Raw genomic sequence first — 25,257 nt, forward strand, 5'->3', positions numbered from 1 at the left:
GAAGGCCCCGTCACCCTCGCGGTGACGGGGCCTTCGGCGTGTCGGCAGCGGTCGACGGACCGCCGGGCCGTGCTCGGGTGGTGCCGACGGGTCAGGTGGAGGACTGCCGGGCCTCGGCGGCCTCGATCGCGACCACGAGGTCGCGCCGCATCGCCTCGACCTGCCCGGACTCGGGGTGGGTGTCCAGGGCCTCCAGGTGCTGCCGCGCCTCGAACAGGCGGTCCGCCTCCACGGCGGCCAGCACGAGCTGGCGGCCCACCTCGGGCACCTGCTCCCGCGTGCGCCAGTGGCCGACGCCCAGGCCGAGGGCCTCGACGGGCATGTCGGCCTCGCGCAGGATCTCCAGGCTCGTGGCCAGCGCCACCCCGGACGGGTCGCGCTCGGCGGCCGTGGTGAAGCGGCGCACCGCACCCTCGGGGTCGTCACCGACCGACAGGCGGCCGAGCTCGACCAGGGGGCGCCAGGCCTTGGGGTGGCCGGCGAGCTCCTCGGCGAGCGACCAGAGCGCGAGGTCGGCGGCACCGACCGGCTCCTCCTCCGGCTCCGCCGTCAGCGGGTCCTCGGGGTTGTCGGGCTCGGTCGCGTGACGACGCACCAGCTCGGCGAGCGCGCTGAAGGCGCGCTCGTCGTTCGGGTCGTCGTGGAGCATCGCCCGCAACGCGTCTTCGTGCACGGTGTCACCTCGCCGTCGGGTCTCGGACGGGCGCCGGACACCCACCATCGAGGTGGACCGTGGCCGGCGGATGAGCTGGCGGAGCCGAGACATCATGGCCATGACCCGACCCTATCGCCTGGTGTTCGTCGGGGTCGGACGAACATGCCACGCGCCCGCGAACAGATACATTTGTGCACTCCCCACAATGATGGCCCTATCCTCAGGAGCATGTCGACCACGACCGTCTCGCGCGACGAGAACGTCCAGCGCGTCCGTGAAGGGCTCGGGCTCCTCACCAACGCCGCCATGCGCCGCCTCGACGAAGAGGTCTCCTGGTACCGCCAGCTGCCTGCCGAGGACCGCTCCTACGTCGCCCTGGTCGCCCAGAGCGGCATCAACTCCTTCGCGACCTGGTTCGCCGACCCGACCCAGAACCCGCACGGCGTGGGCGAGATGTTCGCCGCCGCTCCCCCGGAGCTGACCCGGTCGATCTCCCTGCAGCACACGCTGCAGCTGGTGCGGCTCATGGTCGACGTCGTCGAGTCCTACTCCGACCAGATCGCCGCCCCGGGCTACGAGCGCGAGCTGCGCGAGGCCGTGCTGCGGTACTCCCGCGAGGTCGCGTTCTCCGCCGCCGAGGTCTACGCCCGGGCGGCCGAGGTCCGTGGCGCGTGGGACGCCCGCCTCGAGGCGCTGGCGGTGGACGCCCTGGTGCGCGGCGACACCGACGACGCGCTGCGCTCGCGCATCTCCGCCCTGGGCTGGAGCGGGCGCGGACAGGTGCTGGTCGTCGTCGGCGAGGCCCTGGACGGGCTGGACGACGTCGGCACCGCCGAGCTGCGGCGCGCCGCCCGCCGCGCGGCCGGGGACACCCTCGTGGGCATCCACGGCGACCGCCTCGTGCTGGTCCTGGGCGGCGAGACCGACCTGGTCGCGGCCGCCACGAGCCTGATCGGCCGGTTCGGGCCGGGGCCGGTCGTGTTCGGGCCGGTCGTGCCCACGATCGCCGAGGCGACGTCGTCGGCGCGCTCCGCCCTGGCCGGGCTGGCCGCCGCGTCGGCGTGGCCGCAGGCGCCGCGCCCGGTCCTGGCCGACGACCTGCTGCCCGAACGGGTGCTCACCGGCGACCGCGCGGCACGCCGCACGCTCGTCGCGCAGGCCTACCTGCCGCTGCAGCAGGCCACCGGTGCCGTCCTGGAGACGCTGTCGGCCTACCTCGGCACCGGGCGCTCCCTGGAGGCGGCGGCCCGACGGCTGTACGTCCACCCCAACACCGTGCGCTACCGGCTGCGCAAGGTCTCCGAGATCACCGGCTGGGACCCGCTGGACGCCCGCGAGTCGTTCGTGCTGCAGATCGCCCTCGCGCTGGGGCAGCTCGACGACGCCTGAGCGCCGCGTCACGAATTGCGGATTCCCACAACCGGGGGTGTCCAGGTTGGTGCACGTCGCGACGCTCGGGGTATCCGCCCAGGTGGCACCGTGGTGTCGTGCTCGCCGTCGTCTGCCCTGGACAGGGCTCTCAGAACCCCGGGATGCTCAGCCCCTGGCTGGAGCTGCCCGGCACCGCCGACCTGCTCGACTCCTTCTCGGCCGCTGCCGGGACCGACCTGACCCAGCACGGGACCACGTCGGACGCGGAGACGATCCGGGACACCGCCGTGGCCCAGCCGCTGATCGTCTCGGCCTCCCTGGTCGCGCTGCGCACGATCCTCGACGGGCGTGAGGCCACCGAGGTCGTCGACGTCACCGCCGGGCACTCGGTGGGCGAGCTGTCCGCCGCCGCCGTCGCCGGAGCGCTCGACGACGCCGGCGCCGTCGGTCTCGTCTCCCACCGCGGACGGGCGATGGCCGACGCCGCGGCCGCCGCGCCGTCGGGCATGAGCGCCGTCGTCGGCGGCGACACCGACGAGGTCATGGCCGCCATCGAGGCTGCCGGCCTGTACCCCGCCAACGTCAACGGCGGCGGCCAGATCGTGGCCGCCGGGTCCCGCGAGGCCCTCGATGCCCTGGCCGAGCAGCCCCCGGCGCGCACCCGCGTCGTCCCGCTGCCCGTGGCCGGTGCCTTCCACACCCCGTACATGGAGCCCGCGCGCAGCCGCTTCGAGCAGGTGGCCACCACGTGGCTGGCCACCGACCCGCGGCTGCCGCTGCTGAGCAACGCCGACGGCGCCGACTACGGCTCGCTGGCCGAGGGCTCGCGCGGCCACGGCACCTCCGCCGACGTCCTGTCCCGCCTGACCGCCCAGATCACCGCGCCGGTGCGCTGGGACCTGTGCCAGGCGTCGCTGGCCGAGCGCGGCGTCACCGGGCTCCTCGAGCTCGCCCCCGGCGGCGTCCTGGCCGGCCTGGCCAAGCGCTCGCTCAAGGGCGTCGAGTCCGTCGCCGTGAAGTCGCCCGACGACGTCGAGGCGGCGCGCGACCTCATCACCCGGCACTCCGCCGTCGGCGGCGCGGCATGACCGCGCGCGCCGTGCTGCGCCAGGCCGAACCGGTGCGCCACTCGCGCATCCTGGGCATCGGCGGCGAGCGCGGCAGCCGGTCGGTCACGAACGACGAGATCGCCGGCCCGATCGACTCCTCGGACGAGTGGATCCGCCAGCGCACCGGCATCGTGACCCGGCGGCGCGCGACCGACGACGTCGACGTGCTGGACCTCGCCGAGGCCGCCGCCCGCCGGGCGATGGACGCCGCCGGGGTGACGGGCGCGGAGATCGACGCGATCGTGCTGTCGACCATCACGTACTTCCACCAGACGCCGTCGGCCGCCGCCGTGCTGGCCGACCGGCTCGGCGCCACGCCGGCCGCCGCCTACGACATCTCGGCCGCCTGCGCCGGGTACGCGTACGGCATCGGGCAGGCCGACGCGATGGTCCGCGCCGGGACGGCGCGCCACGTGCTCGTCATCGGCGCGGAGAAGCTCAGCGACATCATCGACCCCACCGACCGGTCGATCTCGTTCCTGCTGGGCGACGGCGCCGGGGCCGCCGTCGTCGGCCCCTCGGACACCCCGGGCATCGGCCCGACGGTGTGGGGGTCCGACGGCGCGAAGTCGCAGGCCATCCGCCAGACCCACTCCTGGTCGGAGCTGCGCCGGGACACCGACCTCGGCTGGCCCACGCTGCGCCAGGACGGCCAGACCGTCTTCAAGTGGGCGAGCTTCCAGATGGCCCCGGTCGCCGCCAAGGCGATGGCCGAGGCCGGGGTGCAGCCCGAGGACATCCAGGTCTTCGTGCCGCACCAGGCGAACATGCGCATCATCGACCAGATGGTCAAGCAGCTCGGGCTGCCCGAGTCCGTCGTGGTCGCCCGGGACATCGCCGACACCGGCAACACCTCGGCGGCCTCGATCCCCCTGGCCGTCGACCGGCTGCTGACCGAGGGACGGGCCCGCCCCGGCGACCTGGCCCTCCAGATCGGCTTCGGTGCCGGCCTGGTCTACGCGGCCCAGGTGGTCGTGCTCCCGTAACACCAGACCCGTAGAGTCCGACCCTGGTGGTGCGGAAGAATCGCACCGCCCCATCACGACCCGGTGCCGGAGGACCGGTACCCCGTTCAAGGAGAGAAGCACCCCATGGCTCACACTTCTTCCGAGATCCTCGAGGGCCTCGCCGAGATCGTCGCCGAGGAGACCGGTCTGCCGACCGACGCCGTCGTGCCCGAGAAGTCGTTCACGGACGACCTCGACATCGACTCGCTGTCGATGATGACGATCGTGACCCACGCCGAGGACAAGTTCGGCGTCCGCATCCCGGACGACGAGGTGAAGAACCTCACCACCGTCGGCGACGCGGTGAAGTACATCGAGGGCGCCCAGAGCTGATCGGGCTCGTCCGCCCACGCGGGCAGACCGGCCCGGCCGGTCTGCCCGCGTCGCCCGTCCACCGTCGTCCCTCGTTCTCAGGAGCCCCGTCATGACCGCCCCAGCCACGCGCGACGTCGTCGTCACCGGCCTCGGTGCCACCACCCCGCTCGGCGGGGACGCCCCCTCGACGTGGGCGGCCGCGCTCGCCGGTGAGTCCGGTGCGCGCACGATGGACAACGACTGGTCGGAGAAGTACGGCATCCCCGTCACCTTCGCCGCGACGATCAAGGAGGACCCCTCCGAGAAGCTGTCGCGCCCCGAGACCAAGCGGATGGACCCCTCGACCCAGTACGCGATGATCGCCGCACGGGAGGCCTGGCAGGACGCCGGCGCCCCCGAGGTCGACGGCGAGCGGCTCGGTGCGGTGGTCTCGTCCGGCATCGGCGGCATCTGGACCACGCTGGACGGCTGGGACACGCTCCGCGAGCGGGGCGCCCGCCGCGTGCTGCCGATGACCGTCCCCATGCTCATGCCGAACTCGCCGGCGGCCTACGTCTCCCTCGAGCTCGGCGCCCAGGCCGGCGCGCACGCGCTGGTCTCGGCCTGCGCCTCCGGCGCCGAGGCGATCGGCTACGGCCTGGACATGATCCGCGCCGGCCGCGCCGACGTCGTCGTCTGCGGCGGGACCGAGGCCACGATCCACCCGATGCCGATCGCGGCGTTCGCCGCCTCGCGCACGCTCTCGTTGCGCAACGACGACCCGCAGGGCGCCTCGCGTCCCTACGACGTCGACCGCGACGGCTTCGTCATCGGCGAGGGCGCGGCCGTCGTCGTGCTGGAGAGCGCCGAGCACGCCGCCGCCCGCGGCGCGCGCGTCTACGCGAAGATCGCGGGTGTGGGGCTGTCCGCCGACGCCTACCACATCACCTCCCCCGACCCGGAGGGCAAGGGGCAGGTCGCGGCGATGCGCCGCTCCCTGGCCGACGCCGGGGTCACGGGCGCCGACGTCGTGCACGTCAACGCCCACGCGACCTCCACCAAGGTGGGCGACCTCACCGAGACCCGCTCGATCCGCACCGTGCTGGGCGAGGACACCGACCACGTGCGCCTGTCCGCGACGAAGTCGATGACGGGCCACCTGCTCGGTGGCGCGGGCGCGCTGGAGGCCCTGTTCACGATCAAGGCGGTGCACGAGCGCCTCGCCCCGCCGACGATCAACGTCGTCACGCCCGACCCGGAGCTGCAGGTGCCGCTGGTCCGCGACGAGCCGGCGACGCTGCCCGACGGCGACATCGCCGCGGTCAACAACTCCTTCGGCTTCGGCGGCCACAACGTGGCGCTCACCGTCACCAACGCCTGAGCCCCCCGCACGCACGACGGCGCCCTGCCGGTTCGGTCGAACCGGCGGGGCGCCGTCGTCTGCGGAACCTCGGGACCGCCCGGTCGCGGGCGGGGGTGCGCTACCCGACGCGGTGCAGCCAGCGCACGGGGGCGCCGGCTCCCGCGTACCGGAAGGGTTCGAGCTCGTCGTCCCAGGCGCTGCCGAGGGCGAGGTCCATCGCCTCGCGCAGGGCACGCGGGTCGTGCGAGCTCTCCATGGCGGTGCGCACGCGGTCCTCGGGCACGACGACGTTGCCGTGGATGTCGGTCATGGCGTGGAAGATGCCGAGGTCGGGAGTGTGCGACCACCGCGCGGCGTCGCTGCCGTGGCTGGCGTCCTCCGTGACCTCGTAGCGCAGGTGGTCCCAGCCGCGCAGCGCAGAGGCCAGGCGCGCACCCGTGCCCTGGGCGCCCTGCCACGCGTACTCGGCGCGGTACAGACCTCGTGCCGCGGGCTGGGGCGTCCAGTCCAACGACACGTCAGCGCTCAGCACGTTGCCCGCCGCCCACTCGAGGTGGGGGCACAACGCGCGCGGCGCGGAGTGCACGAAAAGTACACCGCGGGTGATGACGCCAGCCATGTTGTCCTCCCTGGTTCCGAGACCCGTCTTCCCCTACGTCCTCGGTAGCCACGAAGTTCCTGGTCAGGCCATCTGTTGCGGCGTGTCCTCTTGCGTACTGGGTCACATCTTGCCGCACCCCCGCGGCACGCGCGAGAGTGATCCGGACATTTGAGGCGCCTCAGAGGCGCTCGCGCAGCTCCCGCATCGCCTTCTTGCGCACGCTGCGCTCCAGACGGTCCAGGTAGAGCTTGCCGTCCAGGTGGTCGCACTCGTGCTGCAGCGCACGCGCCATGAGGTCCGTGCCCTCGACGACGACCTCGTTGCCGTCCAGGTCGGTCCCCTCCACGCGGGCGTACCAGGCGCGGGTCGTCGGGTAGAACAGCCCGGGCACCGACAGGCAGCCCTCGTCGCCGTCCTGCTGCTCCTCCGAGACGTCGACCAGCCGCGGGTTGAGCACGTAGCCGATCTCGTCGTCGACGTTCCAGGAGAACGCCCGCAGGTTCACGCCGATCTGGTTCGCGGCCAGCCCGGCACGACCCTCCGCGTCGACGGTCTCGAGCAGGTCCGCGACGAGGCCGCGCACACGGTCGTCGATCGTCGTGATCTCGTCGCACGCCGTGCGCAGCACGGGGTCGGGCACCACCCGGATCTCTCGCATCGCCATGGCTGGCATTCTTCCACGACGCCGCCCTGACCAGCGCCTCGGCGCCGCACCTGCGGGCAGACGTCACAACCGCTCCACACCGCGCTTCCGGTAGGCTCACCGCCGCGCCCCGTTAGCTCAGTCGGTCAGAGCAGTCGACTCATAATCGATCGGTCGCCGGTTCAAGTCCGGCACGGGGCACGGCGGAAGGGCCGGAGCCGTGAGCTACTTCTTGAAGGCGTCCTTGACGTCGTCACCGGCCTGCTTGAGGTTGGCCTGCGACTGCTCGGCCTCGCCCTCGGCCTGCATCTCCTCGTCCTCCGACGCCTTGCCCAGACCCTCCTTGGCCTTGCCCAGGGCTTCCTCGGCGGCGTGCTTGGCCTTGTCTCCGATGCTCATGGAAACCTCCTTCGTCGGGATCTCGACGCTACGAGCCGACGGCGCGGACCGCATCCCGGGCCCCGGCCAGTACGGTGGGCGCATGTTCACGCGCAGGCGTCGCCAGCAGCCCCCGTCCGTCCGTGAGGTGGTGCCGCTGGTCGGCCCCGAGCGGTTGCTCGCCGGCGCCGAGACGGCCGACGGCGGCTGGGTCGTCGCCACCACCGCCGACCTCGTCCTGGTCTCCGGGACCGACGACGACCCCCGGGTCGCGACGCGGCGTCCCTGGTGCGACGTCGACCGCGCGGCCTTCGACCCCGAGCGGTCGATCCTCACCGTCGAGTGGGTGGACGCGGCACCGGACCTGCGACCGATGCTCTCCGACGCGGCCGGTACCAACCTGCCGGCGGTCGTGCGCGAGCGCGTGCTGTGGTCCGTCGTCCTGGCCGAGACGGTCGACGTCCCCGGCGGGACGGTCCGGGTCGCGGTGCGGCGCCGGCTGGACGGCACCCTCTTCTCCCAGGCCGTCGCGGGCGACGGGGTCGACCTGTCACGGGCGGACGTCGCGAACGTGGTGGACGCCACGGAGTCGAGGGTGCGGGCGGCGTGCGGACTACCCGGTTGAACCTGGTATGGTTTTCACCGGTTCGCCGCTCCACGGAGCAGACGGACACGATCCCGCGTAGCTCAGCTGGCAGAGCATCCGACTGTTAATCGGACGGTCACTGGTTCAAGTCCAGTCGCGGGAGCCCACCGAGAAAGGCCCCTGACCTCGCGGTCAGGGGCCTTTCTCGTGTCGGTGGACGGTGGGGGTCAGCCGGCGTCGCGCTCGGCCTCCCGCGCCTGCCGGGCGGCGGCGATCTCCGAGGTCGCCCCGGCGGTCGACAGCTCTCCCCCGGCGGTCTCCAGGTGGGCCCGGACGAACCAGTGGAACTGCTCCAGGTCGCGCAGGTTGCCGATCAGCAGGTCGTTGGTCACGTCGTCGAGCTCGGCCGTTGTCTCGGCCGCCTGGCGGTGCGCGGCGATGACGCCCTGGTACACCTCGTCCAGCGCCCCGAGGTGCTCGATGGTCGTGGCCCGGCCCAGGTGGTAGTCCTCCCAGGTGCGGTGGGCGACGAGCGCACCGGGCGTGCCCTGCGGCACCCCGCCGAGCGTGGCGATGCGTTCGGCGACGTCGTCGGCCATGAGCCGCACGGCGTCGACCTGCGGGTCGAGCATCTCGTGGACGGCGATGAAGTGCGGCCCGACGACGTTCCAGTGGACGTGCTTGAGCGTCAGGTGGAGGTCGGTCAGCGAGTTGAGGCGGTCCTGCAGGATCTCGGCGACCCGGGCGCCGTCCTCGGCGGTCATCGACGGGACCGTGTAGGTGGGTTGGTGCGTGCCGTCAGCCATCGGATCTCCTTGAGTCGGTCGTCCTTCCATGCTCACGCCCAGCCCCACCGACCGCGACCCGAGAGCGTCCGGCGTACGGTGATCCCATGAGCGAGGAAGACCTGGACGCCGGTGTCCCGCAGGTCGACCCGGCGGTCCGTGACGCGCTGACCACGGCCGAGGGCTGGATCGGGCCGGAGATCCAGGGGGTCGCCGTCGGCGAGACCGCCCAGGGCGACCCCTGCCTGGTCGTGTACGCGCCCGACCCGGAGTCGCCGGCCGTGCGCGAGCTGCCGCCCGCCGTCGGCGACGTCCCGGTGCGCGTCGAGGCCGCCGGCCCGTTCGCCGCGGAGTAGCCCCGCGCGAGCCGGCGGCCTCGACGCCGCGCACGACGGTCACGGCCAGACGCGCACCCCGAGCAGCCGCTGCACGTAGGCGATCGGGTTGAGGATCGTCGCCGCGCTCGACCCCGCGAACAGCAGCCCCACCGGGTTGTTCTGCAGGTCCAGCACGAGCGACCCGGAGTCGCCGCCCGCGGACATGTCCGTGGTGACGATCTGGCGACCGAACTTGGCCACCTTGCCCCCGCCGTAGTTGACGTTCACCGTGGCGTTGAGCGCGGTCACCCGTCCCGTGGTGAAGTGCGTGGTCCGGCCGGTCTTCTTCAGCACCATCCCGACCTGCGCCGCCGTGACCAGCGACTGCGGGTAGCCGGTCCAGTAGATGTCCCGGTCGATGGTGTCGAAGGGTATCTCGGCGATCGCCGCGTCGACCAGGTTCGTCGTCCCGTCGAACCTGATCGGCACGTACCGGGTGAGGCGCCCGATCACGTCCGCCGGGAAGGTGCCGCCGTCGAACGCCCCGGGCTGGATGATGGGGTCGCCGATCGTGGCGTCGTTCGAGTTCGCCAGCACGTGGTTGTTGCTCAGCGCGTAGTAGCGCGGCGGCTTGCCGGGCACCGTGCTGCGCAGGTCGTAGGCCCCGGCACCGAGCGTGCCGGCCGTGACCTTCAGGTGCCCGACGCTGTAGCCGGGCCGTGCCGGGCGCACCCGCGTGCCCAGCTTCTGGACGCCCACCTCGGCGGCGGGCTCGGCGTCCCCACCTGCCTGCAGGACGCCGACCTCCATCAGGTCGGTCGGCTTGCCGCCGATGGTCTTGGGCACCGGCTTGCCGGACAGCAGCTCGGGCGGCAGCTTCTGCTCGACCAGCACCATGACGCTGGGCTTGTCCGTCTGCACCCCGCCGGTGATCTTGTAGCCGAGGCCGACCCCCACCACGTTCTCGGTGGCCAGCAGGTCGTCCTCGGCCGCGTCGCGCGTCGGGGCGACGGCGGAGAACGCCTCCGGTACGTCGGCCTCGACGTCGAACAGCTCGTCGTCGTGCATGGTTCCTCCCCCACGGGGAGACCGGAACGCCGGTCCGGGCGGGCCGCGACACCGCTCCGGCACCCCTGACAGGAGGGAGCCGGCGCGCGGACGACCCGATACGGGGCCCGCGGGTGAATCAGGCGCTCTCGCGCAGCTCGCGCCGTTCCTTCTCGATCGCGACGAGCTCCTCGAACGCCGCCCGGTAGGCGTCCGGGTCGACCTGGGCGTCGAGGCGCTGCACGCGGCTCTTGGCGTCGGCGATGCGACGGGTCAGGCCCAGGTCGGCGACCTTGCGCACGACGTCGGCCACGAACGCCGCGATCGCGCTCTCGCGGTCCTCGGGCACCGGCGCCACGGCCAGTTCGGTCACCAGCGGCGAGACGGCGTCGCCGGCCTCCTCGACGACGGTCTCCACCCAGCGGTTGCCGCCCAGGCCGGCCCCGGTGCGCACTCCCCCGGCCGCCCGGATCGCCGCGTGCACGGCCCGCCAGGCCGGCGTGGCGAACGCGTCCGGACCGAGGTCGTCGAACGTGACCGGCACGTGCTGCGGGTACTGCAGCACGACGACCAGGGCGAGCCGCTCGATGCGCGCCACGGGGTCGGCCGGGTCGGGGGCGCTGAGGACGGGACCGGCCACGGGCCCGTCCGACGGCGACTCGACAGCGCGCTCCGGCCGTGCGGTGCGCTCGTCCCGGCGTCGGGCCGGCCCGGGGGTGCTGTGCGCCCGTCCCACCTCGCGGCGGACCTCGTCGGTGTCGATCCCGATCCAGCGGGCCAGCAGGCGGGCGTAGCCGAGCTGCATGGAGCGGTCGCGGATGCCGGCGACCATCGGTGCCGCCGCCCGCAGCGCGTTGACGCGGCCCTCGACCGTGTCGAGGTCGAAGCCGTCGAGGGTGGTGCGGATGACGAACTCGAACAGCGGCACGCGGGTGTCCACCAGCGTGCGCACCGCGTCGGGGCCGCGCTCCATGCGCAGGTCGCACGGGTCCATGCCGCTGGGCTCGACGGCGACGAACGTCTGGGCGTGGAAGCGCTGGTCCTCGCCGAAGGCCCGCATGGCGGCCTTCTGGCCGGCCGCGTCGCCGTCGAAGGTGAAGATGATCTCTCCGCCGAGCGACGCTCCGGAGGCCAGCTGCAGACCGCCGCCCGCGGTGGTGTCGCCGAGCAGGCGGCGCACGACCTTGGCGTGCTCGGGGCCGAACGCGGTGCCGCAGGTCGCCACCGCCGTGTCCACGCCGGACAGGTGCGCGGCCATGACGTCGGTGTACCCCTCGACGATGACGACCCGCTTGTTCTGGGCGATCGCGCGCTTGGCCAGGTCGATCCCGTAGAGGACCTGCGCCTTCTTGTACAGCGTCGTCTCGGGGGTGTTGAGGTACTTGGGGCCGGGGTCGTCGTCGAAGAGCTTGCGCGCCCCGAACCCGATGACCGCGCCGGTCACGTCCCGGATCGGCCACACGAGCCGTCCGCGGAACCGGTCGTAGATCCCGCGCTGACCCTGGCTGACCAGCCCCGAGGCGACGAGCTCGGGCTGGGTGAACCCGCGGCTCTGCAGGTGCCGCAGCAGCGCGTCCCACCCGGTCGGGGCGTACCCGAGACCGAACGTCTCGGCGTCGGCCCGCTCGAAGCTGCGCTCAGCGAGGAACGCCCGGGCCGCCTGCGCACCGGGGGCGAAGAGCTGCTCGGCGTAGAACGCGGCGGCGACGCGGTGGGCCTCGAGCAGGCGCTGGCGACGCCCGGGCTCCTCGCGCGGCCCCCGCTGGGCGGCGGCGCCGGTGCGGGAGTCCTCGTAGTGCAGCTCGACGCCGACCTTGTCGGCGAGGTACTCGACGGCGTCGGTGAACCCCATCCCGTCGATCTTCTGCACGAACGAGATGACGTCGCCGCCCTCGCCGCAGCCGAAGCAGTGCCAGCGGCCCACGCCCGGCCGGACGTGGAAGGAGGGGGTGCGCTCGTCGTGGAACGGGCACAGCCCCTTCATCGAGCCGACGCCGGCGGACTTGAGGGTGACGTGCTGGCCGACGATCTCGTCGATGCGCGCGCGGTCGCGGACGGCGTCCACGTCGTCGCGCTTGATCAGGCCTGCCACGGTCGCAGTGTAGAGCCTCGACGCGGGCCGGAGGCACCGGCCGCCCGTGTGGTGCTAGCCGTCGCCGCGCACCAGCCGGCCGTGCAGCTGCATCGCCGAGACGTCGGTCAGCGAGGCCACCTGGTCGACGACGACGCGCAGCCGGGCGGCGTCGTCGGACGCCGCCCGCCAGTCCGCGGCGAACTGGGGCTCGAGCGCCACCGGGGCGCGGTCCGCGAGCACCTTGACCAGGTCGGCGACGATCTCGCGCTGGGCCGCGTACAGCGGCTCGGACTCCCGCGGCGCCATGACGTAGGTGACGGCGACGCCCTTGAGCGCCAGGATCTCGTCGGCCGTCTCGGGCGGGACGACGAGCTGCGCCGAGTACCGGGTCAGCGGCCCCTCGCCGTACACCTCGCGGGTGGCCCGCTGGGCCGCGCCGCTGAACCGGCCGATGAGCTGGCTGGTGGCGTCCTTGAGCCCGGCCAGGGCACCGCGCGACCCGTCGAAGTCGGTCACGAGGTAGCCGGTGTCGCGCAGCCGGCACAGGGCCGCGTCGAGGGCGTCCGCGTCGTGCCAGGCGCCGTACCAGGACCGCACGTGCTCGACGATGCGGGCCCGCTCGGCCTCGTCGTCGAGCACCTGCAGGTCCAGGCGGCTGCCCACCACGGCGTCCTCGACGTCGTGCACGGAGTAGCTGATGTCGTCGGCGAGATCCATGACCTGCGCCTCCATGCAGCGCACCATGGACTGCGGTGCGCCGCGGCGCAGCCACGCGAAGACGGGGGCGTCGTCGGGGTAGACGCCGAACTTGCCGGTACGGGACCCGTCCGGCCGGGGCGGGCCCTCGTGGAGCCGCCACGGGTACTTCACCGAGGCGTCCAGCGAGGCCCGCGTGAGGTTCAGGCCGCGCGGGGCGCCGTCGGCGTCGAGGATCTTGGGCTCGAGCCGGGTCAGCAGGCGCAGGGTCTGGGCGTTGCCCTCGAACCCGCCGATCTCCGCCGCGAGCTCGGCCAGCACCCGCTCGCCGTTGTGCCCGAACGGCGGGTGGCCCAGGTCGTGCGTGAGGCAGGCGGTGTCGACCAGGTCCGGGTCGCAGCCCAGCGCCCGGCCCATCTCCCGCCCGACCTGGGCCACCTCGAGCGAGTGCGTCAGCCGGGTCCGCACGAAGTCGTCGCTGCCCGGGGTGAGCACCTGGGTCTTGGCACCGAGGCGCCGCAGACCCGAGGAGTGCACCACCCGCGCGCGGTCGCGCTCGAACGGGGTGCGGTCCTTGGACTTGGGCGGTTCGGCGGCCCACCGCTCGGTGTCGGCGTCGGTGTACGACGCCGGCCCTTCCTCGCCGGGGGCAGGACGGGGTCCGGTGCCGACCACGTCCGGGTCGAAGGCCTCCTGCGAGAACGTCTGCACGGCCCTAGCGTAGTCAGACGGTCTGACCCACCCGCGCGCGGCGGCCGGCGAGGGCGTGGTCGACGCTGAGGCGCCCGGCGCCCGTGGCGACGAACAGCAGGGTGCCCGCGGCGAGCGCCAGCACGAGCTCGTAACCGCCCTGGTCCACGAAGATCCCCGCGCCGGCGTGGACGAGGACGAACGCCCCGAGCATGTCGAGGATCAGCAGCACGCCGGCGACCGGGACGGCCGCGCCGAGGACGAGCGCCGCACCCCCGAGGAGCTCGACGAGCGCGGCGAACCAGGCGGCGGCGCCCGCGGCGGGCACGCCCATCTGCTCGAACGAGGCGGCGGTGCCGTCGATGCCGTAGGTGAACAGCTTCTGCCAGCCGTGGGCGACGAACACGGCGCCGAACGCCACGCGGGCGACGAGGACGAGGGCGTCACGGACGGAGGTGGGGAGGGTCATGGCTTCCTCTCGAGTCGTGCGAGGCACGGTAGTTGTTGCGACAACTGATGACCCTACACACGACTTGGTTGCAGCCACAACTATGTCGTGACCGCTGGGGACAGACCTCGGTAGCGGGCGGTCCGCAGCTCCTGCGCCCAGGCGGCGTACTGCGGCATGTCCACCTCACGGGCGACGGCGAGCTCGGCCTCCACGTCGTAGGACAGGCGGACGACCTGCAGGCCGAAGGGGGCGCGGTCCGGCCCGGGGGTGCCCTCGAGGACCACGTAGGCCGCCGAGGGTTCGTCGAGCGCGTTGCCGACGCTGCCGGCGTTGAAGAGGGTGCGCCCGCGCCGGGTGCGCTGGTAGGCGGCGTGGACGTCGCCGTAGCCGACCAGGTCGGGCTCCGGCCCCGGACCCGTGAGGTCCGTGGTGGCGAACATCCCGGCGAACTCCTCGCGGGTGTGGTCGACGTGGACCCGCGTGTGCACGCTCGTCGCCGAGGCGTGGAAGAGGCGGATCTGCCGCCCGGAGAGCTGCAGGTCGTGGCACAGCGGCCGGCGGCGGATCAGCTCGCGCTGGTCGGCGCGCAGCTCGTCGCGCCACCAGACCATCTCGTCGGGCCCGTCGTCGGCGATCTCCGGCAGGAAGTCGTCCCAGTTGCCGCGGACGTTGACCTCGCAGACCTGCTCCGTGCGGTCCACGACGGCGCGCCCGCGCGGCCCCTTGCCCACGTCGTCGCCCAGGTTCAGGATCCGGGTGATCCCGCGGCGCTCGACGTCCGCCAGGACCGCCTCCAGGGCGGTGAGGTTGCCGTGGACGTCGGACAGGATCGCGATCTGCTCGGTGGCCACGCGTCGATGCTACGCGCGCCCGGTGCGCTCGAGGACGCCGCGGACGTACGCGATCTGCGCCGCGTGCTCCAGGGAGTCGTTCGCGACGCTCACGAGCCGCGCCCCGCGGGTGACCGGCGGGTCCCAGGCCTCGTCGACCACCTCGTCCAGGTCGTCGTCGGTCAGCCCGGCGAGCACGTCGAGCGACTCCGCGGCGACCGCGTCCACGTAACCGAGCAGCAGCTCGCCCGGCGCGCGAACCCTCGCGACGTCGTCGGAGGTGTGACCGTAGCCGGTGTCGTGCAGGCCGAACGGCAGGTCGAACCGGTCCGCCCAGCCACGCGAGTACACCTGGTCGCGGCCGACGACGTCGGCGACCTGGACGTCCTGGTCGCGCCCGATGTGCCACGTGAGCCACGCGATCGTGTTCGCCGCCGGGTCGAGCCGCTCGACGAGCGCGGCGTCGCCGAGCCCGTCGACCGCGCGGTGCACCGTGGGCGCGATCCGGGAGTACAGGTCCTGCAGCACCGCGACGCCGTGCATCGTTCCTCCGTCGGTCGGGGTCGGTGGTCCCGCTGCCCACCGTGCCCCGGACCGCCGCCCGGCGCGACCGGGCCCGTGACGGACCTCCCGGTCAGGCATCGGCCACCCGATGCCTGACCGACGGCGCCGTCACGGGGCTCAGAGCAGGCGGAAGACGCCGACGGCCGGGCCGTCGCCGGAGATCGTCAGACCGTCCGGCCTGACGTCGAGACCCACCTCGCCGTACAGCCGCTCCGGCTGAGTCCCCGGGTCCAGCAGGTGCCCCGGCAGCACCGCACCCGCCCACGGCGCCCTCGCCAGCACGACCAGCACGCGTTCCGACGGCGACTCGCGCAGGAACACCACCGCGTCGTCCGCCACGACCGCCCAGCGCAGGCCGCCGTCGCGCAGGGCGTCCGACCCGCGCCGCACCGCCGACAGGCGGCGGTACCGCTCCAGCGTCCCGGCGTCCCAGCGGGGACCACCGCCGCGAGCACCCTCGTCCCAGGCCATGGTGGTCCGGGCGTGCTCACCGTTGTCGCCGGTGGCGCCGACCTCGTCCCCGGCGAAGACCACGGGCGTGCCCGGGTAGGTGAACAGCAGCGTGGCGGCGACCTCGGCGAGCTCGTCCGAGCCGACGGCCGTGCGCAGCCGCGGCGTGTCGTGGGAGCCGAGCATGTTCCACTGCGCCGCCGTGACAGACCACGGCACCGCGGCGTCGAACTCGCGCATCGCGTCCACCATGGCGCCGCCGGGCCGACGGGTGCCCGCCACGGGCAGACCGTGCGCCGCGGCCGGGGACCCCTCGGTCGCCAGCCAGGACCAGGCGGGCCGGGTGAACCCGGTGTAGTTCATGTTGGCGTGCCAGCCCCCGGCGCGCAGGTCGGCCCCGGCGTCGTGGAAGTGCTCGGCGATCAACGCGCCGTCGGGGCGCTCGCGCTCGACGGCGGCCCGCAGCTCGCGCGAGACGGCGTGCGTGCGGTCCTCGCTCCCCCACCGGCCGGTCATGTTGGCGACGTCGACCCGCCACCCGTCGAGCGCGAACGGCGGGCGCAGGTACCGGCCGATCGGGGCGTCGGGGCCGGTCACCATCCGGTGCCAGGTCTCGGGGGCGGCCCAGTCGAGCTTGGGCAGGGAGCCGAACCCGAGCCAGCTCGCGTACCCCTCCCCGGAGGCGGTGGTGGCCACGTCGGTGTTGTCCGACGCCGGGTCGGCCCACACGTACATGCCGTGCTCGGGCGAGCCGGGGTCGGCGAGCGCGGCGGCGAACCACTCGTGCCCCTCGCCGGTGTGGTTGGTGGTGATGTCGCCCATCAGCCGCATCCCGCGGGCGTGCACGGCCTCGGAGAGCCGGGCGTAGGCGTCGTCGCCACCGAGCAGCGGGTCCACCGCGGCGAACGTCGAGGCGTCGTAGCGGTGGTTGGAGCGGCCCGGGAACACGGGCGTGAGGTAGACGGTGCCGACGCCGAGCGCGGCGAGGTGGTCGAGGTGCTCGACGACGCCGTCCAGGTCGCCGCCGTAGTACTGGGTGCCGGCGAGCACGCCGGTCCCGGCCGGCTCGTCGTCCCAGGCGGCGGGCACGGCCCAGTCGGGCGTCGGCCGTCCGTCCGCGGCGCCGGACCGGGCGAACCGGTCGGGGAAGATCTGGTACACGAGCCCGTCGCCCAGCCACGACGGGGCCGGGGCGTGCGTGGTCAGCCGGAAGTCGCCGTCGTCGGACACGTCCCGGTCGTGCACGCCGCGGCCGTCGAGCCACCGGTAGCCGCCGGGTCCGTCGAGCAGGAACCGGTACGGGGTGACGGGGTTGTGGACCACGACCTCGCCGGTGAACCACTGCTCGGCGTCCGTGCCGCCGTCGGGCACGGCCTCGGCGAGACGCGGCTCGCCGTCGCGCACGGACCGCACCCAGACCCGCTCGACGCCGGCGGCCCGGGGCACGCGGACGCGCACGGGCACGGCGTCGCCGAGCGCCGGCGTGCCCGGGGGCACGTGCACGGCCGAGCCGTCGTGGTGGGGCAGGTCGAGCAGGTGCGGTGCGTGCGTCATGCGGTCCTCTCGGTCGGCGGCCGCCCGCCGCCGAGGAGCCGGCGCACGGCTCGTTCAGCGGCGGCGACCGATCGCCCACCCGGCGGCGAGCGCGATCGCGATCCCGACGACCTGTCCGCCGAGGATCGCCTTGTTCAGGTCGAGCACGGGCTGCCAGCGTGTGCCCGCGGAGCCGACGACGTAGACGCCGAGCGGCTTGACGTGGAGGCCGTAGCCGCCACCGCCGCCACCGCCCTCGCCCGAGCCCTCGCCGTGCAGCTCGCCGTGGGCCTCGCCCCGGGTCTCCCCGGACGCGTCCCCGGCGTCGGACCCGTCACCGTCGCCCTCGCCGTCGGCAGCCTCGGTGGCCTCGGCGCCGCGGTGGAAGGACTTCGACCATCCGGCCAGGTGGCCGGACCCCTTGCCCGAGCCGGTCCCCTCCCCGGACCCGTTGCCCGAGGTGGCGCCCGCTCCCCCGCCCGAGCCGGTGCCGATGCCGCCCCACACCCGGGCCACCGGGATGATGAGCTGGCCGTCGTGCTCGTACGGTTCGCCGTACGCGCGGCGCACGGTGAACGAGTCGTCGGCGGCGGCGGTGAGCCGCCCCAGGTCCGGGCTGTAGCTGCGCGTCTCGGTCATGCCGACCAGGCTAGGGCGCAGGTGTGAGGCCCGCCACAGGCGACGGGCCTGTTCATCATCCCTTCACGGAGCCGGCCGTCAGTCCGCCGACGATGTACTTCTGCAGGAACAGGAACAGCACGAGGATCGGGATCGTGGAGATCACCGCGCCGGCGGCGAACAGTCCCCAGTTGGCCTCGAGCAGGCTGGAGACCCACGAGTAGAGACCCACGGCGAGCGTCCAGTTGGCCTCCGACTGCAGGAGCACGCGGGCGATGACGAACTCGCCGAAGGTGGCGATGATCGACAGCAGCGCCACGACCGCGAGGATCGGGGTCACCAGTCGCAGGATGATCGTCCAGTACGTCTGGGCGTGCGTGGCGCCGTCGATCTTGGCCGCCTCGTCCAGCTCGCGCGGGATCGTGTTGAAGAACCCGTACATGAGGAACGTGTTCACGCCCAGCGCGCCGCCGAGGTACACGCAGATGAGCGCGACCCGGGAGTTCAGGCCGAGCGCCGGAACCACCTCGCCGAGGCTGATGAGCAGCAGGAAGATCGCCACGAACGCGAGCATCTGCGGGAACATCTGGAGGATCAGCAGCGTCGTCAGGCCCACGCGACGCCCCGTGAAGCGGAAGCGGCTGAAGGCGTACGCCGCGGCGGCGCCCATGAGCACGGTGCCGATCGAGGTGGCGACGGCGATCAGCACCGAGTTGGCGAACCACGACCAGTACACCGTGTCGGCCAGCCGGGCGTAGTTCTCCGTGCTGAACGAGTCGAAGAGCTGGTTGGACCCGGTCAGGGTGCCGCTCTCGGCCACGGAGGCCGACAGGACGTACACGATCGGGAAGGCGGCGTAGACGACGAACAGGACGCCGACGACGTGCCGCCAGCCGAGCTCGGAGAACCAGCGGCCCGCCGTCCTGCGACGGGTCGGCGTCGACGGGGTGCGGACCGCGGGGGCGGTCGAGGTGGCAGTCATGTCAGTTGATCTCCTCGAGCGAGCGGGTCCGCTTGAAGGCGATGGCCGAGATCGTCGCGATGATCACGAAGATGACGATGGACAGCGCACTGGCCAGGCCGAAGTCCTTCGGGGCGTTCCCGTCCAGGCCGGCCACGGAGTAGACCATCGTGATCATGATGTCGGTGTGCCCCAGCGGCACCGAGGCGTCCTCGAACCGTGGTCCGCCGCCGGTGAGCATGTAGATCAGGGCGAAGTTGTTGAAGTTGAACGCGAAGCTCGAGATGAGCAGCGGGGTCGTGGAGACCAGCAGCAGCGGCATGACGACCGAGCGCCAGGTGCGCAGCCGGCCGGCGCCGTCGATCTTCGCGGCCTCGAGCACGTCGGTGGGCAGCGACTGCAGCGCACCGGTGCAGATGAGGAACATGTAGGGGAACCCGAGCCACAGGTTGACCCCGATGATCGACAGCTTGGCCAGCCACGGGTCGGTCAGCCACGGGACGGCGGCGCCTCCGAGCAGCACCTGGTTGACGAACCCGAAGCTGCGGTTGAGCAGGCCGGACCACAGCAGCGGGGCGACGAACCCGGGGATGGCGTACGGCAGGATCAGCAGCGTGCGGTAGATCTTGCGCCCGCGCATCGGAGTGTTGAAGACCGTGGCCAGGAACATCCCGAGCAGGAACGTCGTGGCCACCGAGGCGAAGGCGAAGACGAACGTCCACACCACGACCTGGAGGAACGGCCCGGAGTAGCGCGAGTCGGAGAACGCGGTGGTGAAGTTGTCGAACCCGACGAACACGCGCCAGCCGACGTTGAGCGTGGAGCCGTCCGCGGCCTCGAACTGTCCCTCGTCGTTGGGCGTGTAGACGGTGCCGGTGGTGGTGTCCGTCATCGTGTCCGCGGCCTCGTCGTACACGAGCGTGGACTCGTAGACGTAGCCGGTACGGGCGTCCTGGGTGCGCACCGACCCGGCACCCGGGTCGTCCGAGACCGGGACCCGCAGGTCGGTGACCTCGCCCTGACGGGCGAGCACCTCGGCCCGGTCGAGGACCTCCCAGCCGTCGACGGCGGTGATCCGGCCCTCGGCGACGGTGGCGTCGACGGCGGACAGCGGCGCCTCGGCGTCGCCGACGGTGGCCGTGCCGTCGGGCTGCACGACGGCGAACCCGAGCTCCTCGCCGTCCGCGACGACGGTCAGGGGCAGCGCGGGCGACCCCTCGACGCGCCGCTCGTTCTGGATGAGCAGGGCGGCGACGGCGTCGTCCTTGGTGGAGTTGTGGCCGTCGCCGTAGTTCGTGAACGCCACCCAGCCGGTGTAGCCGATGGTGAAGATCTGGAACGTGAACAGGAAGATCAGACCGGGCAGCACGTACTTCAGCGGCACCGTGCGGCGCGAGAAGTACACCCAGTTCGCCACGGCGAGCATGGCGACCATGGCGCCGAGGATGATCCACGACTCGGCCAGCCACGCCGACCAGACGACGTAGATGCCGAACGCGTTCGCGACGGCCATGAGGGCGAGCTTGGCGAGGAACCCCGCGCCGTACCGGCTCGCGGGTGACTCGTCGCGGCGCCCGAGGCGTCGTCGACGGGTGGAGTCGGGCGGGGCGGGAGCGTCACCCGGCGCCTGGCCCGAGGCGGTGCGGGTCTGCTGCAGGTCTGTCATCGAGGAGCCTTCCGGGATCGCGCGACGGGCCGTGGTCGCACCACGGCCCGTCGCGAGAGGTCAGGACGTCAGGAGTCGAGCGCGCCCTCGATGTCCGAGATCATCTTGCTCCAGGCCTCGGCCGGGTCGGCCGAGCCGGAGATGATGTTGGCCTCGGTGACGCCCCAGAAGGCCCACACCGAACCCATCTCGGGGATGGACGGCATCGGCACGGCCTCGGCGCCGACCTCGCGGAAGCCCGCCACGATCGGGTCCGACGACGCGGCGTCGGCGGCGGCGGTGAGCGCCGGCGGGCGGCCGCCGGCCTCGAACAGCGCGGTCTGGGCGTCCTGCGTGGACAGGAAGTTCACGAGGAAGTCGTTGGCCAGCAGGGCGTTCTCGCTCTGGGCGCTGACGTAGAAGCCCTGGACGCCCACGAACGGCTGGGCGGCCTGGTCACCGGCGGCGGGGATCGGGTCGATCGCGAGGTCCAGGTCGGCGAACTGCTCGAGCATCCACGGACCGCCCACGATGAACGGCGACTGGCCCTTGGCGAACGCCTCGACGGCGATGTCGTAGGTGATGTCGGTGGTCAGCGTGCCGGCCTCGCCCTGCTCGGCGAGCCACTGGGCGTAGGCGTCACCGGCCTCGCCGCCCATGGCGAGCTCCGGGGAGTACGAGCCGTCCTCGTTCTGCTCGAACACCGGGGCGCCGAACGACGTCTGGAACGGGTAGTACGTGTACGGGTCGCCCTCGGTCCCGGTCTGGATGAGGAACGGGTACTTGGTGTCGGCGTCCTCGCCCATCGAGATCGCGTCGTCCCACGTGGCGGGCGCGGTGTCGGCCAGCTCGGTGTTCCGGATCAGGGCGATGTTCTCGATCGCGTACGGCAGGCCGTAGACGGCGCCGTCGGCGGTGAAGGCCTCGACCGCGACGTCCTCGAACTCCTCGGCGGTGGCACCGAGCTCGACCGGGGCGACGACGCCGTTGGTGATGAGCTCGCCCAGCCAGTCGTGCGCGCCGACGGTGACGTCGGGGCCCTCGCCGGTGGGGACCTGGGCGATGAAGTCGGAGCGGATGTCCTCGAAGTTCTTCAGGACGATCTCGACCTCGGCCCCGGTCTCGGTCTCGAACGCCTCGGCGGCGGACTCGACGGCGCTCTCGCGCGTCTCGTCGACCCACACGGTCAGCGAGCCGGTCGCCATGTCCTCGCCGGCGTCGGTGGCCTCGGCCGTGCTCTCGTCGGTGGTGTCCTCGGCGGCGTCACCGGCGTCGTCGGCCGACCCGCAGGCCGACAGGGCGAGAGTGGTGACCAGGGCGGACGCGATAAGGATGCTCCGTCGCATCGGGATCTCCCAGCTTCTTTCGGGGGTGGTGGCCCGTGGGCAATGCACGCCGGTGGGCCCTGCTGGGGACGAATCTAGAGCAGGATGTTCGCGATTTGCAAGATCTTGCAATAACGTTTCTGCAAACGACGATCCAGGAAGCGTCCGAACCGCGGTCGCCCGAGGACGAGGAGGTCCCGTGTCCCTTACGATCGCAGGCGTGCGCACCCGACTGAGCGACCTGGCCGACCAGGCCGGGGTCTCCACCGCGACGGTGTCGCGCGTGCTCAACGGCAAGCCCGGTGTCGCCAGCTCCACCCGCCAGGCCGTCCTGGCGGCCCTGGACGTGCTCGGCTACGAGCGCCCGTCGGCGCTGGCCGGCCGGTCGGCCGGCCTCGTCGGCCTCGTGGTGCCCGAGCTCACCAACCCCGTCTTCCCGGCGTTCGCCCAGGCGGTGGAGTCGATCCTGGCGCAGCGAGGCTACACGCCGCTGCTGTGCACCCAGGCCCCGGGAGGGACCACCGAGGACGAGTACGTCTCGACCCTCGTGGACCACTCGGTCGACGGCATCATCTTCATCTCCGGCCTGCACGCGGACACCCGCGCCAGCCACGCGCGCTACGAGCTGCTGCGCGGCCAGGGCGTGCCGATCGTGCTCGTCAACGGCTACGCGCCGGGCATCGACGCCCCGTTCATCTCCCCCGACGACGCCGAGAGCATCGACGTGGCGGTCCAGCACCTGGTCACGCTGGGTCACCGCCGCATCGGGCTCGCCATCGGACCCGAGCGGTACGTGCCCGCCCAGCGCAAGGTCGCGGCGTTCTCCGCGGCCCTGGTCCGGCACGGTCTGGCGTCCGACGAGGCCGCCGCCCGCTCGCACGCCATCAACACGCTGTACACCCTCGAGGGCGGGCAGGCCGCCGCGGCCGACCTGTTCGCGTCGGGCCACACCGCCGTCGTCTGCGGCTCGGACATCATGGCGCTCGGCGCGGTCCGCGCCGCGAGGGCCCAGGGCCTGGACGTACCCGGGGACGTGTCGGTGGTGGGCTACGACGACGCCCCGCTCATCGCCTTCACCGAACCGCCGCTGACCACGGTGCGCCAGCCGGTGGACGCCATGGCCAACGCGGCCGTCAGTGCGCTGCTGACCGAGATCGGCGGCGACCGCGCCCCCCGCACGGAGCTGCTGTTCTCCCCCGAGCTGGTCGTGCGCGGCTCGACCGGCCCCGCACCCCGCGACTGACCGCCCGTCAGACCGCCCGGCGAGGGTTGCCCCCGCGACGGACCCGACGCAGGCTGGAACGCGCCACCGACGCGTCCAGGACGGCCCGCGCAGCAAGAAACTTGCAGCAACGCTTACACTCGATCGCCGTACCCGCCACCGACCACAGCTGAGGACCCTCATGGCCACCACCGAGCCGACCACCCCGACACCGGAGCGCCTCGCCGCGGGCGCCACGGTCCACGTCGGGTCCGAGACCGCCCGCGAATGGTGGCGGGACGCCGTCATCTACCAGGTCTACCCGCGCTCGTTCGCCGACGGCAACGGGGACGGGATCGGCGACATCCCCGGCATCACGGCACGCCTCGACCACCTGCAGACCCTCGGCGTCGACGCCGTCTGGCTCTCACCCTTCTACCGCTCGCCGCAGAACGACGCCGGGTACGACGTCGCCGACTACCGCGACGTCGACCCGCTGTTCGGCACCCTCGCCGACTTCGACGCGATGCTCGCCGGCGCCCACGCGCGCGGCATGCGCGTCGTCGTCGACCTCGTGCCGAACCACACCTCCGACCAGCACGCCTGGTTCCAGGCGGCCCTCGCCGCCGCGCCGGGATCCCCCGAGCGCGCGCGGTACATCTTCCGCGACGGCCGCGGCCCGGGCGGTGACGAGCCGCCGAACAACTGGCAGTCCATCTTCGGCGGGCCCGCCTGGACCCGGCTCGAGGCCTCGAGCACGGCCGACGGTGATGCCTACGACGAGCCCAGCCCGCAGTGGTACCTGCACCTGTTCGACTCCACCCAGCCCGACCTCGACTGGGACCACCCCGAGGTGCGCACGGAGTTCACCGACGTGCTGCGGTTCTGGCTGGACAAGGGTGTCGACGGCTTCCGCGTCGACGTCGCCCACGGCCTGGTCAAGGCCGACGGGCTGCCCGACTGGCACGGGCACGTGTCGATGGTCGACGGCGGCACCTCCGACGAGGCCGACCCCGGTGCCCCGGAGGACGGCTCGACCGGCGCCGGCAACCAGGGCCCGATGTTCGACCAGGACGGCGTGCACGAGATCTACCGCACCTGGCACGACGTGCTCGCCGAGTACGACGGCGACCGCTGCCTGGTCGCCGAGGCCTGGGTGGAGCCGCTGTCCCGCCTGGCACGGTACGTGCGCCCGGACGAGATGCACCAGGCGTTCAACTTCTCGTTCCTCACCACCGGCTGGGACGCCGCCGCGCTGCGTCGCGTCGTCGCGGCGTCGTACGAGGCCAACGACGAGGTCGGCGCACCCACCACCTGGGTGCTGTCCAACCACGACGTCGTCCGCCACGTCACGCGGCTCGGCCTGCCCGACGTCGGGGTGCGGCCGAACGGCGTCTTCGCCACCGACCCGCAGCCCGACGAGGAGCTGGGGCTGCGCCGCGGCCGCGCGGCCACGCTGCTCATGCTCGGCCTGCCCGGCTCGGCGTACCTCTACCAGGGCGAGGAGCTCGGCCTGCCCGAGCACACCACGATGCCGAACGACGTGCGCCAGGACCCGGCACACTTCCGCACCGAGGGCGCCGAGGCCGGCCGCGACGGCTGCCGCGTGCCCCTGCCCTGGGCGGCCGACGCCGAGGGCTTCGGTTTCGGCCCGTCCGGCGAGCCCTGGCTGCCCCAGCCCGACTCCTACGCGCGCTACGCGGCGGACGTCCAGTACGGCGTCGAGGGCTCGACCTTCGAGCTGTACCGGTCCGCCCTGGCGACCCGGCGCGCCGAGGGCCTCGGGCACGGCAGCCTGACCTGGCTGGCGGCGTTCGAGGACTCGACCGACGTCGTCGCGTTCCGCAACGGCGACGTCGTCGTGCTGGCCAACCTCGGCACCGCACCGGTGGCGCTGCCCGACGGCGCGACCGCGCTGCTGGCCTCGGGCCCGGTGGACGGCGAGCTGCCCGCCGACACCACCGTGTGGCTGCGCGCCTGAGTCGAGTCGTCACGCCCCGAGGAGTCGTCACGTCGGCAGTTCGGGCTCGGGTCGGCACTTCGAAGTGCCGACCCGAGCCCGA

Annotated in this window: 25 protein-coding genes and 2 tRNA genes; 11 read left to right on the forward strand and 16 right to left on the reverse strand. The window is 73.0% G+C overall.

What is annotated here, in order from left to right:
* Positions 1–91: 91 nt before the first annotated feature.
* Positions 92–673 carry a hypothetical protein gene (locus V5O49_RS15765; RefSeq protein ID WP_332903071.1) on the reverse strand — a complete coding sequence of 194 codons (582 nt, stop codon included), beginning with the start codon at positions 671–673 and terminating at the stop codon, positions 92–94.
* A 210-nt stretch (positions 674–883) separates the two neighbouring features.
* Between V5O49_RS15765 and V5O49_RS15770 the strand changes: the two genes are divergently transcribed.
* From V5O49_RS15770 to V5O49_RS15790, 5 genes are all read left to right on the forward strand, one after another.
* Positions 884–2,044, forward strand: coding sequence for a PucR family transcriptional regulator (locus V5O49_RS15770; protein ID WP_278234748.1), 1,161 nt, complete (start codon positions 884–886; stop codon positions 2,042–2,044).
* A gap of 98 nt (positions 2,045–2,142) precedes the next feature.
* Positions 2,143–3,114 (forward strand): ACP S-malonyltransferase, encoded by a 972-nt coding sequence (locus V5O49_RS15775; protein WP_332903072.1) that lies wholly within the window; start codon positions 2,143–2,145, stop codon positions 3,112–3,114.
* Complete coding sequence (locus V5O49_RS15780) at positions 3,111–4,121, forward strand: beta-ketoacyl-ACP synthase III (protein WP_332903073.1); 1,011 nt, start codon at positions 3,111–3,113, stop codon at positions 4,119–4,121. Before V5O49_RS15775 ends, V5O49_RS15780 begins: the two co-directional genes overlap by 4 nt.
* Positions 4,122–4,226: 105 nt before the next feature.
* Positions 4,227–4,475: an acyl carrier protein gene (locus tag V5O49_RS15785; protein WP_278234751.1), complete on the forward strand. Its 249-nt coding sequence runs from the start codon at positions 4,227–4,229 to the stop codon at positions 4,473–4,475.
* Between the two features lie 91 nt (positions 4,476–4,566).
* On the forward strand, positions 4,567–5,817 hold the full coding sequence (locus V5O49_RS15790) for a beta-ketoacyl-[acyl-carrier-protein] synthase family protein (RefSeq protein ID WP_278234752.1): 1,251 nt from the start codon (positions 4,567–4,569) through the stop codon (positions 5,815–5,817).
* A gap of 100 nt (positions 5,818–5,917) precedes the next feature.
* Here V5O49_RS15790 and V5O49_RS15795 read toward each other — a convergent pair whose 3' ends face one another.
* Both V5O49_RS15795 and def read right to left on the reverse strand, forming a co-directional pair.
* Positions 5,918–6,418, reverse strand: a complete 501-nt coding sequence (locus V5O49_RS15795) for a DUF3145 domain-containing protein (RefSeq protein ID WP_278234753.1) — start codon at positions 6,416–6,418, stop codon at positions 5,918–5,920.
* A gap of 160 nt (positions 6,419–6,578) precedes the next feature.
* On the reverse strand, positions 6,579–7,064 hold the full coding sequence (gene def / locus V5O49_RS15800; protein WP_332903074.1) for a peptide deformylase: 486 nt from the start codon (positions 7,062–7,064) through the stop codon (positions 6,579–6,581).
* Between the two features lie 106 nt (positions 7,065–7,170).
* On the opposite strand from def, the gene V5O49_RS15805 reads away from it, so the two are divergent.
* Positions 7,171–7,244: transfer RNA gene (locus V5O49_RS15805), tRNA-Ile, on the forward strand.
* Positions 7,245–7,268: 24 nt separating this feature from the next.
* Here the strand turns inward: V5O49_RS15805 and V5O49_RS15810 are convergent.
* A complete protein-coding gene (locus V5O49_RS15810; RefSeq protein ID WP_332903075.1) occupies positions 7,269–7,442 on the reverse strand; it encodes a CsbD family protein in 174 nt (57 codons plus the stop codon).
* An 82-nt stretch (positions 7,443–7,524) separates the two neighbouring features.
* Between V5O49_RS15810 and V5O49_RS15815 the strand changes: the two genes are divergently transcribed.
* A complete protein-coding gene (locus V5O49_RS15815; protein WP_332903076.1) occupies positions 7,525–8,046 on the forward strand; it encodes a hypothetical protein in 522 nt (173 codons plus the stop codon).
* Between the two features lie 51 nt (positions 8,047–8,097).
* A tRNA-Asn gene (locus V5O49_RS15820) sits at positions 8,098–8,170 on the forward strand.
* A gap of 64 nt (positions 8,171–8,234) precedes the next feature.
* Here the strand turns inward: V5O49_RS15820 and V5O49_RS15825 are convergent.
* Entirely contained in the window at positions 8,235–8,813 is a 579-nt protein-coding gene (locus V5O49_RS15825) for a Dps family protein (protein WP_278234773.1), read from the reverse strand.
* An 86-nt stretch (positions 8,814–8,899) separates the two neighbouring features.
* On the opposite strand from V5O49_RS15825, the gene V5O49_RS15830 reads away from it, so the two are divergent.
* Complete coding sequence (locus tag V5O49_RS15830) at positions 8,900–9,148, forward strand: hypothetical protein (protein WP_332903077.1); 249 nt, start codon at positions 8,900–8,902, stop codon at positions 9,146–9,148.
* Between the two features lie 39 nt (positions 9,149–9,187).
* Here the strand turns inward: V5O49_RS15830 and V5O49_RS15835 are convergent, their stop codons facing one another.
* From V5O49_RS15835 to V5O49_RS15885, 11 genes are all read right to left on the reverse strand, one after another.
* On the reverse strand, positions 9,188–10,177 hold the full coding sequence (locus V5O49_RS15835) for a trypsin-like peptidase domain-containing protein (protein ID WP_332903078.1): 990 nt from the start codon (positions 10,175–10,177) through the stop codon (positions 9,188–9,190).
* A 118-nt stretch (positions 10,178–10,295) separates the two neighbouring features.
* On the reverse strand, positions 10,296–12,248 hold the full coding sequence (dnaG, locus tag V5O49_RS15840; protein ID WP_332903079.1) for a DNA primase: 1,953 nt from the start codon (positions 12,246–12,248) through the stop codon (positions 10,296–10,298).
* 54 nt (positions 12,249–12,302) lie between these two features.
* Complete coding sequence (locus tag V5O49_RS15845; RefSeq protein ID WP_405001198.1) at positions 12,303–13,637, reverse strand: deoxyguanosinetriphosphate triphosphohydrolase; 1,335 nt, start codon at positions 13,635–13,637, stop codon at positions 12,303–12,305.
* Positions 13,638–13,650: 13 nt separating this feature from the next.
* Positions 13,651–14,085, reverse strand: a complete 435-nt coding sequence (locus V5O49_RS15850) for a DoxX family protein (RefSeq protein ID WP_332903080.1) — start codon at positions 14,083–14,085, stop codon at positions 13,651–13,653.
* A gap of 80 nt (positions 14,086–14,165) precedes the next feature.
* The gene (locus tag V5O49_RS15855) at positions 14,166–14,918 is read right to left on the reverse strand and encodes a metallophosphoesterase family protein (RefSeq protein ID WP_332903081.1); all 753 of its coding nucleotides are present in this window, start codon (positions 14,916–14,918) and stop codon (positions 14,166–14,168) included.
* Positions 14,919–14,927: 9 nt separating this feature from the next.
* Positions 14,928–15,440 (reverse strand): mycothiol transferase, encoded by a 513-nt coding sequence (locus V5O49_RS15860; protein ID WP_332903082.1) that lies wholly within the window; start codon positions 15,438–15,440, stop codon positions 14,928–14,930.
* Between the two features lie 138 nt (positions 15,441–15,578).
* Positions 15,579–17,465, reverse strand: a complete 1,887-nt coding sequence (locus tag V5O49_RS15865) for a glycoside hydrolase family 13 protein (RefSeq protein ID WP_332903083.1) — start codon at positions 17,463–17,465, stop codon at positions 15,579–15,581.
* Between the two features lie 54 nt (positions 17,466–17,519).
* Positions 17,520–18,083, reverse strand: a complete 564-nt coding sequence (locus tag V5O49_RS15870) for a hypothetical protein (RefSeq protein ID WP_332903084.1) — start codon at positions 18,081–18,083, stop codon at positions 17,520–17,522.
* Positions 18,084–18,138: 55 nt separating this feature from the next.
* On the reverse strand, positions 18,139–19,044 hold the full coding sequence (locus V5O49_RS15875) for a sugar ABC transporter permease (RefSeq protein ID WP_278234781.1): 906 nt from the start codon (positions 19,042–19,044) through the stop codon (positions 18,139–18,141).
* Position 19,045: 1 nt separating this feature from the next.
* Complete coding sequence (locus V5O49_RS15880; protein ID WP_332903085.1) at positions 19,046–20,689, reverse strand: ABC transporter permease subunit; 1,644 nt, start codon at positions 20,687–20,689, stop codon at positions 19,046–19,048.
* A 68-nt stretch (positions 20,690–20,757) separates the two neighbouring features.
* Positions 20,758–22,014 (reverse strand): sugar ABC transporter substrate-binding protein, encoded by a 1,257-nt coding sequence (locus V5O49_RS15885; RefSeq protein WP_332903086.1) that lies wholly within the window; start codon positions 22,012–22,014, stop codon positions 20,758–20,760.
* 199 nt (positions 22,015–22,213) lie between these two features.
* Between V5O49_RS15885 and V5O49_RS15890 the strand changes: the two genes are divergently transcribed.
* Positions 22,214–23,236, forward strand: coding sequence for a LacI family DNA-binding transcriptional regulator (locus V5O49_RS15890; RefSeq protein WP_278234784.1), 1,023 nt, complete (start codon positions 22,214–22,216; stop codon positions 23,234–23,236).
* Positions 23,237–23,396: 160 nt separating this feature from the next.
* Positions 23,397–25,175: a glycoside hydrolase family 13 protein gene (locus tag V5O49_RS15895; RefSeq protein ID WP_332903087.1), complete on the forward strand. Its 1,779-nt coding sequence runs from the start codon at positions 23,397–23,399 to the stop codon at positions 25,173–25,175.
* Positions 25,176–25,257: the final 82 nt, after the last annotated feature.

The organism is Isoptericola haloaureus (genome assembly GCF_036689775.1).
GTDB classification, from domain to species: Bacteria; Actinomycetota; Actinomycetes; order Actinomycetales; family Cellulomonadaceae; genus Isoptericola; species Isoptericola haloaureus.

Coding starts and splice junctions, on each gene's coding strand:
- V5O49_RS15850 (WP_332903080.1), bottom strand. CDS start 14,085: ATGACCCTCCCCACCTCCGTCCGTGACGCCCTCGTCCTCGTCGCCCGC.
- V5O49_RS15810 (WP_332903075.1), bottom strand. CDS start 7,442: ATGAGCATCGGAGACAAGGCCAAGCACGCCGCCGAGGAAGCCCTGGGC.
- V5O49_RS15795 (WP_278234753.1), bottom strand. CDS start 6,418: ATGGCTGGCGTCATCACCCGCGGTGTACTTTTCGTGCACTCCGCGCCG.
- V5O49_RS15785 (WP_278234751.1), top strand. CDS start 4,227: ATGGCTCACACTTCTTCCGAGATCCTCGAGGGCCTCGCCGAGATCGTC.
- V5O49_RS15875 (WP_278234781.1), bottom strand. CDS start 19,044: ATGACTGCCACCTCGACCGCCCCCGCGGTCCGCACCCCGTCGACGCCG.
- V5O49_RS15860 (WP_332903082.1), bottom strand. CDS start 15,440: ATGCACGGCGTCGCGGTGCTGCAGGACCTGTACTCCCGGATCGCGCCC.
- V5O49_RS15895 (WP_332903087.1), top strand. CDS start 23,397: ATGGCCACCACCGAGCCGACCACCCCGACACCGGAGCGCCTCGCCGCG.
- V5O49_RS15885 (WP_332903086.1), bottom strand. CDS start 22,014: ATGCGACGGAGCATCCTTATCGCGTCCGCCCTGGTCACCACTCTCGCC.
- V5O49_RS15880 (WP_332903085.1), bottom strand. CDS start 20,689: ATGACAGACCTGCAGCAGACCCGCACCGCCTCGGGCCAGGCGCCGGGT.
- def (WP_332903074.1), bottom strand. CDS start 7,064: ATGGCGATGCGAGAGATCCGGGTGGTGCCCGACCCCGTGCTGCGCACG.
- V5O49_RS15865 (WP_332903083.1), bottom strand. CDS start 17,465: ATGACGCACGCACCGCACCTGCTCGACCTGCCCCACCACGACGGCTCG.
- V5O49_RS15770 (WP_278234748.1), top strand. CDS start 884: ATGTCGACCACGACCGTCTCGCGCGACGAGAACGTCCAGCGCGTCCGT.
- V5O49_RS15870 (WP_332903084.1), bottom strand. CDS start 18,083: ATGACCGAGACGCGCAGCTACAGCCCGGACCTGGGGCGGCTCACCGCC.
- V5O49_RS15780 (WP_332903073.1), top strand. CDS start 3,111: ATGACCGCGCGCGCCGTGCTGCGCCAGGCCGAACCGGTGCGCCACTCG.
- V5O49_RS15815 (WP_332903076.1), top strand. CDS start 7,525: ATGTTCACGCGCAGGCGTCGCCAGCAGCCCCCGTCCGTCCGTGAGGTG.
- V5O49_RS15790 (WP_278234752.1), top strand. CDS start 4,567: ATGACCGCCCCAGCCACGCGCGACGTCGTCGTCACCGGCCTCGGTGCC.
- V5O49_RS15830 (WP_332903077.1), top strand. CDS start 8,900: ATGAGCGAGGAAGACCTGGACGCCGGTGTCCCGCAGGTCGACCCGGCG.
- V5O49_RS15825 (WP_278234773.1), bottom strand. CDS start 8,813: ATGGCTGACGGCACGCACCAACCCACCTACACGGTCCCGTCGATGACC.
- V5O49_RS15835 (WP_332903078.1), bottom strand. CDS start 10,177: ATGCACGACGACGAGCTGTTCGACGTCGAGGCCGACGTACCGGAGGCG.